The sequence below is a fragment of the Pseudoalteromonas rhizosphaerae genome (genome assembly GCF_028885455.1).
In the GTDB taxonomy this organism is placed as follows: domain Bacteria; phylum Pseudomonadota; class Gammaproteobacteria; order Enterobacterales; family Alteromonadaceae; genus Pseudoalteromonas; species Pseudoalteromonas rhizosphaerae.
Genome location: NZ_CP118496.1, coordinates 2,610,428 through 2,625,532, shown reverse-complemented (window position 1 = coordinate 2,625,532; position 15,105 = coordinate 2,610,428). Strand labels below are relative to the sequence as shown.

Annotated in this window: 8 protein-coding genes; 3 read left to right on the top strand and 5 right to left on the bottom strand. The window is 40.8% G+C overall.

Translation table 11 applies throughout. From position 1 onward, the window contains the following. The first annotated feature begins 126 nt into the window (after window positions 1–126). Window positions 127–3,279: a DEAD/DEAH box helicase gene (locus PVK79_RS11010; protein ID WP_257326736.1), complete on the top strand. Its 3,153-nt coding sequence runs from the start codon at window positions 127–129 to the stop codon at window positions 3,277–3,279. Window positions 3,280–3,288: 9 nt separating this feature from the next. On the opposite strand, the gene PVK79_RS11005 is transcribed toward PVK79_RS11010, so the two are convergent. The 3 genes from PVK79_RS11005 to PVK79_RS10995 all read right to left on the bottom strand — a co-directional run bounded on the left by PVK79_RS11005 (window position 3,289) and on the right by PVK79_RS10995 (window position 9,739). Next, complete coding sequence (locus PVK79_RS11005) at window positions 3,289–5,379, bottom strand: V-type ATP synthase subunit E family protein (RefSeq protein WP_257326735.1); 2,091 nt, start codon at window positions 5,377–5,379, stop codon at window positions 3,289–3,291. Between the two features lie 807 nt (window positions 5,380–6,186). Then, window positions 6,187–9,141, bottom strand: coding sequence for a DEAD/DEAH box helicase family protein (locus PVK79_RS11000; RefSeq protein WP_257326734.1), 2,955 nt, complete (start codon window positions 9,139–9,141; stop codon window positions 6,187–6,189). Beyond that, window positions 9,134–9,739 carry a class I SAM-dependent methyltransferase gene (locus PVK79_RS10995; RefSeq protein WP_257326733.1) on the bottom strand — a complete coding sequence of 202 codons (606 nt, stop codon included), beginning with the start codon at window positions 9,737–9,739 and terminating at the stop codon, window positions 9,134–9,136. Before PVK79_RS10995 ends, PVK79_RS11000 begins: the two co-directional genes overlap by 8 nt. A gap of 785 nt (window positions 9,740–10,524) precedes the next feature. Between PVK79_RS10995 and abiEi the strand changes: the two genes are divergently transcribed. Both abiEi and PVK79_RS10985 read left to right on the top strand, forming a co-directional pair. Further along, window positions 10,525–11,049, top strand: a complete 525-nt coding sequence (gene abiEi / locus PVK79_RS10990) for a type IV toxin-antitoxin system AbiEi family antitoxin (protein ID WP_145238776.1) — start codon at window positions 10,525–10,527, stop codon at window positions 11,047–11,049. Continuing rightward, a complete protein-coding gene (locus tag PVK79_RS10985; protein ID WP_145238779.1) occupies window positions 11,050–11,940 on the top strand; it encodes a nucleotidyl transferase AbiEii/AbiGii toxin family protein in 891 nt (296 codons plus the stop codon). Between the two features lie 416 nt (window positions 11,941–12,356). On the opposite strand, the gene istB is transcribed toward PVK79_RS10985, so the two are convergent. Together istB and istA are read right to left on the bottom strand one after the other, a co-directional pair. Beyond that, window positions 12,357–13,130 (bottom strand): IS21-like element helper ATPase IstB, encoded by a 774-nt coding sequence (gene istB, locus PVK79_RS10980; protein ID WP_182762799.1) that lies wholly within the window; start codon window positions 13,128–13,130, stop codon window positions 12,357–12,359. Further along, window positions 13,127–14,161: an IS21 family transposase gene (gene istA / locus PVK79_RS10975; RefSeq protein ID WP_257324812.1), complete on the bottom strand. Its 1,035-nt coding sequence runs from the start codon at window positions 14,159–14,161 to the stop codon at window positions 13,127–13,129. Before istA ends, istB begins: the two co-directional genes overlap by 4 nt. Between the last annotated feature and the right edge of the window lie 944 nt (window positions 14,162–15,105).

Here is a 15,105-nt window from a genome sequence, read left to right as displayed (position 1 = left end):
TAATTTAATTTCAGGTGTGATCACGGGGAATTATCTTAACAGCTGCCTTTAATTCAATAGTGAGTTAATGCTTGTTTACATTGCATTTTTTAGTAAACTGAATGCTCGCAAACAGGGAGCGATTTAATGCAGCAAATTGGTATATACGAGCAGTTGATTACACAAGTTATTAAGCAAAATTTAAATCGCGATCAATTTTATGTCGGTGAACGACAGCTTGAGTCAGCTGAGGCGGCTACGTGGCTTTCGCGTTTTTTAGGCAAGTTGGTTGAACATGCCATTGATGCAATCCCTAATTCAAGCGAGCGTTTGCACGAGCAAATTAACCTCGCAAACAGCCTTGTGCTGTGGCTGAAAGATCATATCCGCGATGACGAGCTGATCAACGAAAACCTTATCGACAGCCAAGGCCGTATTCTTACTGCGTTGTTTAATACCCAAAACCCTATTGCTGCAAATCTTAAAGATTACTCCAAAGATATATTCCCGCTAACAGGACTTACCCAAAGCGAATTATTCAGCGGGGCGAATGCGGGTATATCGCTCGAAACCGAGCTAAAACGCGAGATTAAATCGTCAGACACTATTTACTGGCTTGTCTCATTTATAAAATGGACGGGGCTGCGTATTTTTAAAAACGAACTTGAAGCCTTTACCAAAAGCGGCAATAAGCTCAAAGTTATTACCACCTCGTACATGGGCGCAACGGATGCTAAAGCGGTGGAGTTTTTAGCAAACCTACAAAACACTGAGGTAAAACTTAGTTACAACAACCAGCAAGAGCGTTTACATGCAAAGTCATACTTGTTTATGCGTAATACGGGTTTTCATACCGGTTATATTGGCTCATCTAATTTATCGCATTCGGCGCTTACCAGCGGCCTTGAGTGGAACTTAAAAATTACCGCGCAAGAAATCCCGCACATCATAGCAAAAACCAAAAGTACCTTCGAAACCTATTGGCAATCGCCAGATTTCGAGCTATTTACTGGCAAAGCTGAATGTAAAGAAAAGCTCATAAATTCACTTAACGAGCAACGCAGTGTTGGCCAAGCAAGCAGCCAGTTTTATTTTGATATAACACCAAAAACCCATCAGCTCGCAATATTAGAAAAGCTAAGCGTTGAGCGCAGCGTGCATAATCGCTTTAAAAATTTAGTGGTTGCCGCAACGGGCACGGGTAAAACCATTATATCGGCGTTCGACTTTAAAACCGTTTACGACAAAAACCCAAACGCCCACTTTTTGTTTGTAGCCCACCGCGAAGAAATACTTAAACAAGCACAAAGCGCTTACCGCGGCGTGCTTAAAAACAACGACTTTGGTGAGCTGTGGGTGGGTAACTACAAACCACAGCGTTACAACCAATTATTTGCGTCAATTCAAACGCTGAATAGCCAAATTGAATCGCTCAATCTAACCCACGATTACTACGACTACATTGTGATAGACGAAGTGCATCACGTAAGCACAGCCAGTTATCGCGCGATATTAAATCACTTTACACCCACAATATTACTTGGCTTAACCGCAACACCAGAGCGACAAGATGGCGCCAATATACTCGATGATTTTTGCGGCGTAATAGCCGCCGAAATTCGCTTGCCAGAGGCAATAAATCAACGCCACTTATGCCCATTTCAGTACTTTGGCCTTGATGATGACACCGACCTAAGTCAAATAACATGGCGTGGTGGCCGTTACGATATAAGCGAGCTAAGTAACCTTTATACAGGCGAGAACAACCGCGCTAACAAAATTATATCCAGCCTTGCTGATATAGTGACTAATGTTCACAACATTACAGCGTTGGCATTTTGCGTAAGCCAAAAGCACGCAGAGTTTATGGCGTCTAAGTTTAACTTAGCAGGCATAAACGCCGATGTGCTGATCAGCAAAAACACCAATGAGCGCGCGGCTAAACAACAAGCACTTCGCCAAGGTGAAATACAAATACTTTGCGTGGTTGATATTTTTAACGAAGGGGTCGATATTCCAGAAGTCGATACACTGTTATTTTTACGCCCCACAGAAAGCCTAACGCTGTTTTTACAGCAACTCGGCCGTGGCCTGCGCCTGCCCGACAACAGCCAAAAACAGTGCTGCACCGTACTCGATTTTGTAGGAAATGCGCGCCCAGAATACGACTTTGCCAGTAAATTCCGCGCGCTGATTGGTAAAAGCAACCAACCGATAAAAACCGAGATTGAAAACAACTTCCCGCATTTACCGCTGGGTTGTCGTATTGAACTGCAAGAGCGCGCGCAAAAAACGATATTAAAAAATATTCAGCAAGCCATAAACACTAAACGCCGTATACAGCAGCTGATAAATAGCTATTCACAGCATACGAATGATGCGCTAACGCTAAGTAACTTTTTACGCATAAACCCGCAAGTTACGCTTGAAGATATTTACAAACCAAAAGATAAAAAACTCGGCGGCTGGCACTGGTTAAAAGGCGATGAAATACCCGCAGAGCAAACCAACATTTACGCCGCGTATTACCGCGCAATCAACACCCAATTACTCGGCTGTGACTCGCTCAGTTACTTATGCTTTTTACGTGATTTATGTAATAACGACTTTAGCTTTACGCCAACAGCGAAAAACCACCAGTACGCGCTTATGGCGCATTACAACTTTTGGGATACCACTGGCACAGGTTTAGGCTTTAAAACGCTTGAACAAAGCTTACAAACACTTAAACACCAAGAGCTACAGCAGGAACTTGTGCAAGTGATTACGCTATTGATAAACCGCATTCACCAGCAAGAAAGCGATTTAGCCTGCCTACCAAACCACGCAATAAAATTGCACAGCCGCTACACACGCCAACAAATACTCGCAGCATTTGGCGCTCACTCGTTTGATAAAAAATCGACCGCCCGTGAAGGTGTTTTAGAATTTAAAAACCAAAACCTAGAGTTGTTATTTGTAACACTCAACAAGTGCGAAAAAACCTACTCGCCCACAACGCTATACCACGACTACGCAATTAGCCCCACCCTGTTCCATTGGCAAACGCAAAACAGCGCCCGCCCAGAACACGGCCGCGGCCTAAGCTATATTGAACACAAACAAACAGGCAAAACCATCCTGTTATTTGTGCGCGAACAAGGCAAAGATGAAAACGGCCGAACCATAGGGTTTGTAAACTATGGCGAAGTTAAATACCAAAGCCACAACGGCAGCCAGCCGATGAATATAACGTGGGAGTTAACCAACCCCATGCCAAGCGAAATGTGGCATGAGGCAGGGAAGTTAGCGGTTGGGTGAGCCGTCATATTATTGCTCAGGTGACAAAATACTATAAACATATCCACTAATTTTTTTTATAGGCCAGCCCAATATCCATTCAGGAACTTTCCAAAAAGTTAATAGCATGATAAACCAAGGTAACTTTTCTGCTAGTCCAGGTTTTATCGCTATATATTTATTTTCTACACCATTAGCCAAAATAACTTCCGTTAGGTTAAATAGTAAAAAACAAAATATGACAGAAAAAAATAATATTAAAATGTTCTCGGTAATTTTTTTACATCTTTCTGCCGTAGCAACCATTGCTTTATACTTAGAGCTGATTTGCTTATTTCTTTCTACATTACTTATTTGTTGCTTATTAGAAACTTCGGCCTTTAATAAATCCACTTCGTCCCGTTTTTTTTGCAATTCAATTTCTAGTCTATTCTCAATGTTAGCTTTTTGTTTAATAGTATTAATGGCTTTATCAAACTTTGATTCTAGCATTTCAAAACTATCTTTATGTTGAGCAAAATCAGATTGAATTGCCTGTATTTTATCTGTTGCCTCTTCTTTTACCTCTTCTATCAACTTATTTAAGGAAGATTCAGCTATTGAGCTTATATTTTCTTTCGTTACCTGAGTAATATCACCAGCGACTTCATCCATAAAACAATTTAATGCTCTATCATTATTAATTATATCCTCGAATATTTTTTCTTGTTCTTCTGTAAGATCATTTAAAAAGCTAGAAATACGAATAAAAACATCTCTATGCATTTCCATAACTTTGGAGCAATTGCTCAAGAGACTATTTGAAGCTATGTCTTTCCCTTTTCCTCCTGTAAGTACCCATAGAAAAACAGCAAAGTTTTTTTCACTTAAGATAGTCGTTATATCAGGCTTTACAAAAATATTATGACTATATAAGTAGTCATTGACGGTATTAACTTGCTTGCAGTTATGTGTGATATAAAATGATTTAGATTCAACTATTTGCTCAACAGACTTATAGCCATGATCAGAAACTACATAAGCAACAGTTTCAGCATCATGTAAAGCTGCTTCTTCATGTTTATACCAAGATGATAATTTTGAAAGTATATTATCTCTTAATGTAGTCGCTCTTATTGAGCTTATCTTATTGGATATATTTGTGAGCTTTGGCGATATATCAATTCCGCTGTCTTCTAAAAGACTTTTAACCCTAGTCTGAGAGTGCCTTACATCTATTACTTTATTAGGGTTTTTTGACATATATAAACTTATGCTACTCGTTCTTTCTCCCTTTTCATCGTGATTTTTTATTGCACGCCTAATAGAGTTATTAACTTCAGCAATATAAGATTCAGTGGTCGTTGCAATACCCTTGAGCTCCTTAATTTGTCTTAGTATATCCCTAGAGCATTCGACAGAGTAGCTGTCATTAAAACCTAAAATATTAATTAGAATTGATGTATCAAGATAGAATTTCTTCCCTTCTATGCAATCTTTTTCAAAATTAGGCTCTTTCAAACTTAAAATAACTTCAGCCAATAAAGCTCCTGAGTATGCAGCCTCTAACACTTCTAAAGATTTACCTCCTTTTTCAATTAGTAGGCCTACTAATCTATAGAACGCATAATCGAGTGTTGATTCATAACTTTTTGCTATTGTTCCGAATGAAGTCTCATTACCAGTGAAACCAGCTTCATTATTATAATCGGCTCTTGCTAAGCGTTTTGAAAACTCTTGACCATAATCAAAAACTTTTGGCTGTAAATTAACTCGCTTTGCATACTCGGTAAATAGCTTTTCGTAGTTTTCAAATATAGACTTAATCTTACTTTCTAACTCCTTGTCTTCAGTAGGCTCAATTTTTCCTATTATAAAATTATTTTCATACTTGTTAGAGGGAGCTTCAAATAGTAAACCAGCTTGAACCATCTTTGGTACAAACTGCTCGGCAACATAAGGGTGCAGTTTTAATCCATAACTTGTTTCTAAATCATGAATAAACATTTTTGGCTCAAACTTTTGGCCATATTTACCAGTTAGTATTGGAGAAAATAATGGTATGAGTCCTTTAAATAAATCTCCACTATTACCATATTCATTGTGAACCATTGCAAAATGAAATAAATGCTTGCTAAGCATACTGCTTCCTTATTAATTTATTATTTTTCTAATTAAAAAATACATAGTTATCTTATTTAGATTGCAAGCTACTGAATAATGAAAATCTTGCCAAATATAAGCTAGCCAAAGCGAAGTTTGTCCATGGAAAACGAATACACGGCATTTACGTTCACACCAATTTTTAGCTTGAGAAAATAGTGTGCTCCTCGGTTGCGCCCTGGGATTCCAAAGGACGGCAGCCACCTTCGGTTGCCATCGCCAACGCGATTTAACCTCAAATAGAGGTTTTAACCCACCTAAATCTCCACGATAAAACCAATTTATGAGCGCGATATAAAATCGCACCTACTTATTTAAAAGCTTCGCTTTTCTCGCGAGGTAAACTCACGCCTAAATTCATAAACACCAATCTACCAACACACTCCAATTCCCCGTGATCACACCCGAAAGTTATAAATTGATGAGTAATAAACTTGCATGGATGCAAGTTAAGCCGTGACTTCGCCATGGACGGCGAATACACGGCGCTTACGTTCACATCAATTTTTAATTTGAGGACACAGTGTGATCCTCGGGTGCGCCGTGGGATTCCAAAGGGCGGTCGGCGGCAGCCGCCCTTTGGTTGCCATCGCCAACGCGATAAAACCTCGAATAGAGGTTATTAAATCCCTTTTCCCAAAACCATGTAAAAAGCACGGCTCAAGCCAATTCCTACACTTTTAAAGCGCGAGGTAAACTCCCGCCTACGGCACGACCTACAAATTTAAAAGCTGCGCTTTTCGCGCGAGCAAGCTCTGCGCCTACAAGTTAAAGCGCGACTACAAACTACTCTGCAACCACTTGTTTAAACCGTGCGAATGTTCGCATGCTTTCATCTGCAATCATTACCTCGTAATCGGGGTTTTGAGCAATCAGCTCATATTGCCCGTTGGGTAATTTATTAACTTTGCGCAGTAAATACTGCCCTTCCCCGCCTATATCATCTCGTTCTATTGCCACTATTTGGCCGCGTAACGATCCTGCTTTATCGGAGGTTATAAGCTCAAGTAGCAGTAAATCACCATCAAGTATTGGGTGTTTACCGCCATTCATTGAGTTACCCGATGCGTGTGCTAAAAAATGCACTTGCGGGTCGAGCTTACCTGCGCCAAGTGGCGCGTCAATCAATTCCATATCGCTTTCATCCCCTGTTTTAAAATGCCCGCAGGCAATTTTAATATTTGGAAAGTACGGCAGCTTTAATGCGTTATCTTGCTCTTTTGCTGTATCGGCAAGAGCTTTAAACTCTAGCTGAGTCACATTGTCAGCTTGTTGCTCAGTATTTTGTTCAGTTGTTGCTACGTCTACTTTTAGCCGTTGGCTGTATTTAGCTAAGCTGTATTCAACCAGCTCTAACACGGCGTTGTTAAGTAATTCGAGTTTATCTGCGGGTACGTCAAACGTGGCTTTTACTGTGTCGTTTTCTAGCTTAAACCACTGCGTGCCATCTTTATTTTTATTGGTGTAAGCTTTGATTGGGTTTTTACGCCAGTAGCTTTGCCATGTTTGTGAATCAGCGGCAGCTTGCTGCTCTTTGGCTGATAAATCGTGTTGTTTTAAATTTGGATGACGCGCTAATACTTTAGCACTCATGGCTGCAAGCTCTGCAACTGTTGGGGGAATAGCAAAACCATTTAATGCTACATATGCTTCAAGCAAAATCGCTTTAAAGCATTTGGTCATACTGGTTGTTTGTATGCCCTTATGTAAAAAGTCATAAAATGGCTCTAGTTGCTCAGCGCCTTGTTGTGCATCATCATCAATGTTTTGTGTTTTAGCGATTAGCTCAAACCAACTAGTGTAATTGCTGTTTACCTTTTTTATATCACCGTAGTGGTAGTAAAACTCACTTAAGGTAGGTAAATGCCCAAGTTGCTCGGCAAGTTGTGTTATATCTTCAAGGGCTGTGGTGCGCTGCGCCTTAGCAAGTTGTTGCCAAAAGTCTGTGACTTTTAAATCAATATTTATAAAGCAACCGTCAGCAAGATTTGGCTTTTTAAGCTTTTTCACTACACCACTTGGCGTAGTTTCATGGAGTAGCGCATAAGGCTTATTTAAAAAGCTATGGTGGTTACCAATAAAGTCGAGCACCACTAAATGGGTTTTACCTTCTAGCGTTCGCAAACCTCGACCTAATTGCTGTAAAAACAGGATTTTAGAATCACTTGGGCGCAACATTAAAATAGTATCAATGCTGGGTAAATCAGTCCCTTCATTAAACAGATCAACGGTAAATAGTACTTCAACTTGACGCTGTTCTAATTGTTTAAGTGCCTCATTTCTGCGTACTTTTGATTGGCTGTGTACTGATAGTGCTTTTACACCCGCTTTATTAAACGCATCAGCCATGTAATCGGCATGTTTGGTGGAAATACAAAAGCCTAGCGTACGCTGTTGTTTGTATTGCTGCCACTGTGCAAGCGCATGATCGGCACGTTTTTGTGTCGCAAATTTGTTTTCTAGTGCTGCAGGATCAAATCGACCATTGCGCCATGGAATGGCTTGGTAGTTTACGTTTTCGTCCCAAATACCATAGTAATGAAATGGCACTAACGTTTTTTGATCAATCCCTTGCGTTAAGTTTCGTTCAAACACTAAATTGTTGTCACACAACCCTAAAATATCGGCTTGGTCGGTTCGTTCTGGCGTGGCGGTTAAACCAAGTAAAAACTGTGGTTCAAAATAGTTTAATAGCTGACGATAAACACGTGCGCTGGCATGATGAAACTCGTCAACAATGATGTAGTCAAACGCCGTTGGTGCAAATTGCTTTAAATGATTACTTCGGCCAATTGTTTGAATAGAGGCAAATAAACAATCAGCGTTTTTGTCTCGCTGTTTACCGTTATAAAATCCCGTTGAAAGCGGCAGTAGTTCAGCAAATGTACGCTGTGCTTGTAAAAGTATTTCTTCACGATGTGCGACGAATAACACTCGTTTAGCTTTGAATTGTTTAACATCAAACGCGCTTAACCATGTTTTACCCATGCCTGTTGCTAACACCACTAAGCCACGTTTGAAACCTTCTTGGCGAGTTTGCGCTAAAGCATTGAGCGCTTCAATTTGAGCTGGTCTTGGTGTTTTAGCTTCGCTTTGTTCAATAATTTGTTCAGCTGTATCGGCATCGTTTACCGCTACAAACTGCTGTACTTTACGCCTAGCAATGTAGTTATCAATCCATTCATGGCTTAAATGTGTAACAAACCCGTGGTTGAAAATATCGTAAAAAGCATCACGAATACTTAAAAATTGCTGCGCTGCTTGGCTTGTTTTTGGCTGCATGTAATCGTGTCTAAAATTCCACTCATGACCTTTAGTAAGTGCGCTGGCGCTAATGTTACTGGAGCCGATGAATGCACAACCTGACGTAATTTCGCTGGTGTCGTTTGTTTTGATAAAAATATACGACTTCATGTGGAAGCTTTGATTACTCTGTGTTTGGTAAATACGCGCATCAGCACCACGATCCACTAATACCATTAGCTCTCTGAGCGCATTAGGATGAGTAATATCAAGGTAATCGGAAGTTAACAGCTTTAGTGTTGCGCCACTTTGTAAAGCTTCATTGAGTGGATCAAATAACAAAGCCAAACCACTGGGTTGGATAAATGAAACTGTGATTTCAATCTCTGTGGCATTATTTATTGCATGCACAAGATTGGGTAATAACGGGTCATTATCACCGGTAATAAGCTGCTGCTTATTACTTTGCAATTGGTGCTGTTCGTTAAAACTATTCATTTATTAATTCGCTGCGCGTTAATAATGCATTGAGCCACACTTCACTCTCGCGCTCTGGTCGTTGGTCGACCGTTTGCCATTGTTTTAGTATTTTAAGCTCGGTGTGATGAGCAATTAGCGCGGTTAGGCCGTCTTCATTTAAATCGGTAAATTCACGGCCGTTATGTACGCGTTCTGTATCGCCATATTTAAACGACACATACAAAACCCCATTGGGTTTTAGGGCATTTTGCAGTTTTAAAAACACCTGCGGTAGCTCTACTTTTGGTACGTGCAATAAACTCGCGCAACACCAAATGCCGTCGTACATATTTGTACAGTTAAGCTGCTGAAAGGTTTTAACCTCTACGGCTTGTTGTAAGTAATTACTGGCTAACTTTGCAATTTTTTCGCTTGCATCAAACGCGCTAACAGTAAAATCTTGCTGTTTAAAATACATGGCATCGCGGGCGCTACCGCAGCCTGCATCTAATATATGGCCGTGTTTAGGGATAAGCGGTAAAAACTCAGCGTAAAGCGCCGACATATCAACATTAAGCGTTGAGTCGCTAAAACTTTGTGCGTTTTGGTTGTAGTAACTGAGTGTTTTAGTGGTCACTTGATATACCGCTCCGTGGCTAATTAATAATACTTAACTACTAGAACGTTAAGTTTTGATTAAGTTTAATCCTAACCTAACATGAAAATGTATTAAAAACATAGAGTTTTCCGATGAGTACCAAGTAGATAGCTGCTAATTAGCAAAAATTAAGAATTTAGTCTTGGTCATATTTATTGAGCGAAGGTGCTAGGTTTTAAGGAAATGACTAGGTGCTAGGATTAACCCGCCGCCCGTTATCTTCTCTGTGTAGCGCAGCGCCTCGGTGTTCTCGGTGGTAAAATAGCTTTTAAAACAATCACAGATCGAAAAAGCTGCGAGGCTCTAGGGAGTAACAGGCACTAGGATCTAGGAAAGTGACTAGACTCTAGGCTGTATTCGTTACTCGTCGCTCGAAGCCCGATATTCGCAGCTCGTTGCCCTCGGTCTTTTGTCTGCTCATTTACTCTCATTCACTTCTCTTTGTGCAAATTGATTGTAAGTGATGTATTCACCACAGAGATTAAGAGGCCTGCGCTTTAGAGAAAAACATAAAGAGTCTAATGTAGGTCGTGCTTTAGCGCGTCAATTTTCAACATTAGACATTGTCGCCATAAATGACGACCTACAAGGAAGCGCTAGGATTAGCCCGCCGCTCATTGCCCGAAGTCGGTTTATAGGGTGATATAAGTACGAGGGCTAGATGACAATACAAGTCAAACTAGAGTTAATCTAAACTCTAGTTTGCTTCAATTAAGCTTAAGGTCTACAATTAATAACATTATAAGTATGTAATTGTAGACCAAATGAATAAAGCAGAAAGATTATTAGCAATACTAGCTAGCTCTGTTAAAGCAGGTGGCGGTATTCATACCAGTGCAGAATTGGCTTTTATGATGGCTGAAAAACCCACTCCTGCATTCACTAAGTTTCTGACTGACAATGTTAATAAAGGACTATTAAGAAGAGTCTGCAATGGTATTTTTGAAAGCACGCTCACGCCACCTGACCCCACCACCGCTATTTATAAAATAGTTAAAAAACTACGTGGCGACGTTTTAAATTACATTAGCCTAGAAAGCCAGCTCAGTTACACGGGCGATATTTCGCAAATATTAATGGATAGGTTAACGGTAATAACGAAAGGTCGTAGTGGCACATTTTCAACTCCGTATGGGGTTATTGAGCTGACCCATACAAAAAAACCAATTGATAAATTTGCGAAAAACCTATATTTCGATAAAAGCATCAAGATGTACCGAGCAAATACGCTGCAAGCGATTGCGGATCTAAAAGCCTGCAATCGCAACGTACACATGCTGGAGAACTAAATGCTAACAGAATATATACGCCAAATTATAGCTGCAAATCCAGAGTACGCTGGCGTCACGCCTGTGATTGAAAAAGAAATTCTTCATCACGACATTATGGCTGCAATGGTAAAACAAGGTGTTATGCCTTCGCTTACTTTTATTGGTGGCACCTCACTTCGTTTGTGCCATAACAGTTCTAGATTATCTGAGGATTTAGATTTTAATGGTGGGCATGACTTCAAGCCAAGTAGTTTCAGTGGCTTAGAAGTTGAAATCCAAAAATACATACAAAATAAATATGAGGTGCAGGTATGGGTAAATAAACCAGCTGAAGATAATCAAGCTAATACTTCATCTTGGAAAATAAGTATCGAAAAAGAAAGTAATCGTCCTGATCTTCCCCGCCAAAAAATGCATATAGATATTTGCGCTATCCCTTCATTTGATATCGAAAAAAGGCCATTAATAAATCACTATAATATTGTCGCGCCAACAGAAGGTTTACTGATCCCTGTACAATCATTAACGGAAACGCTTGCAGACAAGTTTATTGCATTAGCCTACCCTGCTAGGCGCATTAAACCGCGCGATGTATGGGATATAGTTTGGATAAAACAAAGAGGTGTTGCGGTATCTAAGCAACTGATCAATAAAAAGCTTGTGGCCAGGGGTAAAACCAACGAAGACTTTATTGAGGCACTGACTATTCAATTAGACAAGCTACAGCATGACGATGAAGTTCGTAAAGACTTCAATATTGAAATGAGCCGTTTCATTCCAAATCAAATCAAAGAAAGAACAATCGATAACCCTGATTATTGGCCATATGTACAATCAGAAATTAGTACTATGTCACTCTCAATCCTTAATAATGGTATTAAAAATAATAAGTTTGATATGGGGAGCTAACTTTAAGGCCTACAAAAAAGCACCTTAAAGGTAATATTTTGTAGACCAACATTCACTGTTCATGTGCAAACGATCTTTAAGTAATTTATTCACAAAGAGGCTGTGAGGCGCTGCGCTGAAAGGGAAGGCTAAAGGCGCTAGGTTTTAGGGAAGTAACTAGGTGCTAGGCTGTTTGCACAAGCTCGCTGCTCGTAACTCGAAGCCGTTATCTTCTCATTTACCCTCATTCACTTCTTTTTGTGCAAAATGCCTTTAAGTGATTTATTCACCACAGAGGTTAAGAGACGCTGCGCTGAAGAGGTGATAGGTTAAAGGTGCTAGGTACTATCGGTGTAAAAACATATTTTTGTGGAAACAGGCTTTAGTGTCAACAACAACCGAAAAGTGATCCACTCCACCATTTGAATAATGATCCACTATTTATTAAGGTTTTCCATTAATCCGGCTTGTTTCTTTTCTTTGATCCTATAACTTTCCCCCTTAATTTGAACAATATGTGAGTGGTGTAAAATTCTATCTAACATCGCTGATGTTAACGCTGTGTCATTCGCAAAAATGCTCCCCCATTGTCCAAATGGGAGGTTACTGGTGAGTATGACCGCTCCTTTTTCATAACGCTTTGCAATGACATCAAACAATAATTTAGATTCCTGAGCACTAAACGGTAAATAGCCTATTTCATCAATTATTAGTAGCCTGGGTGCCAGAACTGAGCGCTGCATCACTTGTTTATACTTATCTTGACGTTGCGCTGTGGTTAATTGCAATATTAAATCAGACGCGCTAATAAAGCGGGTTTTTAAGCCTGCTTGCACTGCCTTGTAACCTAGCGCACTGGCAATATGTGTTTTGCCTACACCTGATGGCCCGAGCAGAACGACGTTTTCTTTTCGTTCAATAAACGAGAGTGTGGCAAGCTCGTTAACTTGTTTTTTGGGCACACCGGTGGCAAACGTAAAGTCAAACTCCTCAAGCGATTTTAATGACGCAAATCCAGCCATACGCGTAAACATAACCTGTTTACGTTGGTGCCGGTACGCCTGCTCACCTTGCAGTACGCGCTCTAAGAACTGTAAATAATCCCATTCCTCTTTTGCTGCTTGCTGCGCTAGCGCTGTTGCATTTGTTTCAACACCGGCGAGTTGCAGCTCCTCCGTTAGTTCATGTAAGCGTGCGAGTTGCAAGTTCATAGTGCCTCCGAGAATTGCGCGTAAATGTTTAAGTCATGATGTAACGGGTGAGTCTCGAAGGACATATCAAATACAGGTATAGCCACTTCTGCCGGCTGTGGTGGTGCAACAGGTTGGAGCGGGGGTAAAGGTTGTAGGTACGCTTGCTCTTCTTTTAATCTATCTGCGGGCTTTACTTTTATTGTGTCGTGAATGCGCTGGTTAGCCACTGTGTTCAACCAGTTAATGACTTCAACATTGGCTGTTTCAACGTCCAAAGTAAGTTCAAGGGCAAATAATTTAGTGGCTAATGGCTGATAAAAGTTATCGCGCACATAGCGCACCATTCGCTCTACTTTCCCTTTTGTTTGTGGGCGGTAGGGTTTACAGAGCTTTGGAATGAACCCCATTTCTTTACTAAATTGATAAAAGCATTGATTAAAGCGATGTTTGCCTTCACCGTAAGCATCACGCTCTATTACCACTGTTTTCATATTGTCATACCACACTTGCTGTGGAATGCCTTGGAAATACTCAAAGGCTTGGCGATGACACGCTTCGAGTGTTTCATAGCGCATGTTATCAGTGATTGCGACAAACAATGCACGGCTGAAGCCTAAAACAGCGACAAAGGCGTGCAGTGGTGATTTCCCACCTCGCATTTGGCCCCAATCAACTTGCATTTGTTTGCCCGCTTCTGTTTCAAAGCGAATAATGGGTTGGGGTTCAACGCTACCTCGATATTGATACAAGTACTGGCGTAGTAACGATATTTCTCCGGTATAGCCTTGCTCTTTAATTTCTCTGAGTAAAACAACGGCTGATAAATGTATTGGAGCGGCTTTAGCTAATCGAGAATGTAAATACGGTTTAAATGCCTCTAATTTTGAAATACCCGTTTTACGAGTAGCATAATGCGGCTCGTCAAAGTCACCTTGAAGGTATTTTTTAACGGTGTTGCGCGATATGGCCAATTGTTTAGCGATGGCTCGTTGAGACATGCCTTGCATGGCTAAGACTTTTATTTTCATGAACTCTTCTTTTGAAATCATGGTGCTTATCCAAAAGCACCAGTGTTAAGTTAACTGGATCAGATTTCAATTGTTGAAGTGGATCATTTTTGCATTGCTGGTAACATTTAGCCGTGATGCTGTTTTAGGTTATGTGTTAAAACCAATCGGCGCTAAAGCGCTCTCCTACGAAAGTAAAAGGTGCTAGGCTGTTTACACAAGCTCGCTGCTCATAACTCGAAGCCGTTATCTTCTCATTTACCCTCGTTCACTTCTTTTTGTGCAAAATGCCTTTAAGTGATTTATTCACCACAGAGGTTAAGAGACGCTGCGCTTTAGATAAAGAATATAAAGACCGCGTCAGCAAGCTTAACGCCTACGGTGGTAAAAGGCGCTAGGTACTAGGATTAGCCCGCAGACCGTTGCTCGAAGCACTTTTTTCTTCTCCGTGCAGCGAAGCGCCTCAGTGGCCCTCGGTGGTAAAAGTGGTTTTAAGATAATCACGGCTAAAGCCAGTTCCTACGACAGTAAAAGGAGCTGGGGGTTAGGATCAGCTCGTCGCTCGAAGCCAACAGCTTTTGCCCCCTCATTTACCCTCACTCACTGCTCCTTGTGCAAAAAGTTATTAACTGACTGATTCACCACAGAGGTTAAGAGGCGCTGCGCTGAAGATAAATAATATAAAGACCGCGTCAGCAAGCTTAACGCCTACGGTAGTATAAGGCGCTAGGTACTAGGATTAGCCCGCAGACCGTCGCTCGAAGCACTTTTTATCTTCTCCGGGCAGCGAAGTGCCTCAGTGGCCCTCGGTGGTAAAAGTGATTTTAAGATAATCACGGCTAAAGCCAGTTCCTACGACAGTAAAAGGCGCTAGGTTCTAGGATCAGCTCGTCACTCGAAGTCAGCAGCTTTTGCCTTCCTCATTTCCCCTCATTCACTGCTCATTGTACAAAAAGTTATTAACTGACTGATTCACCACAGAGGTT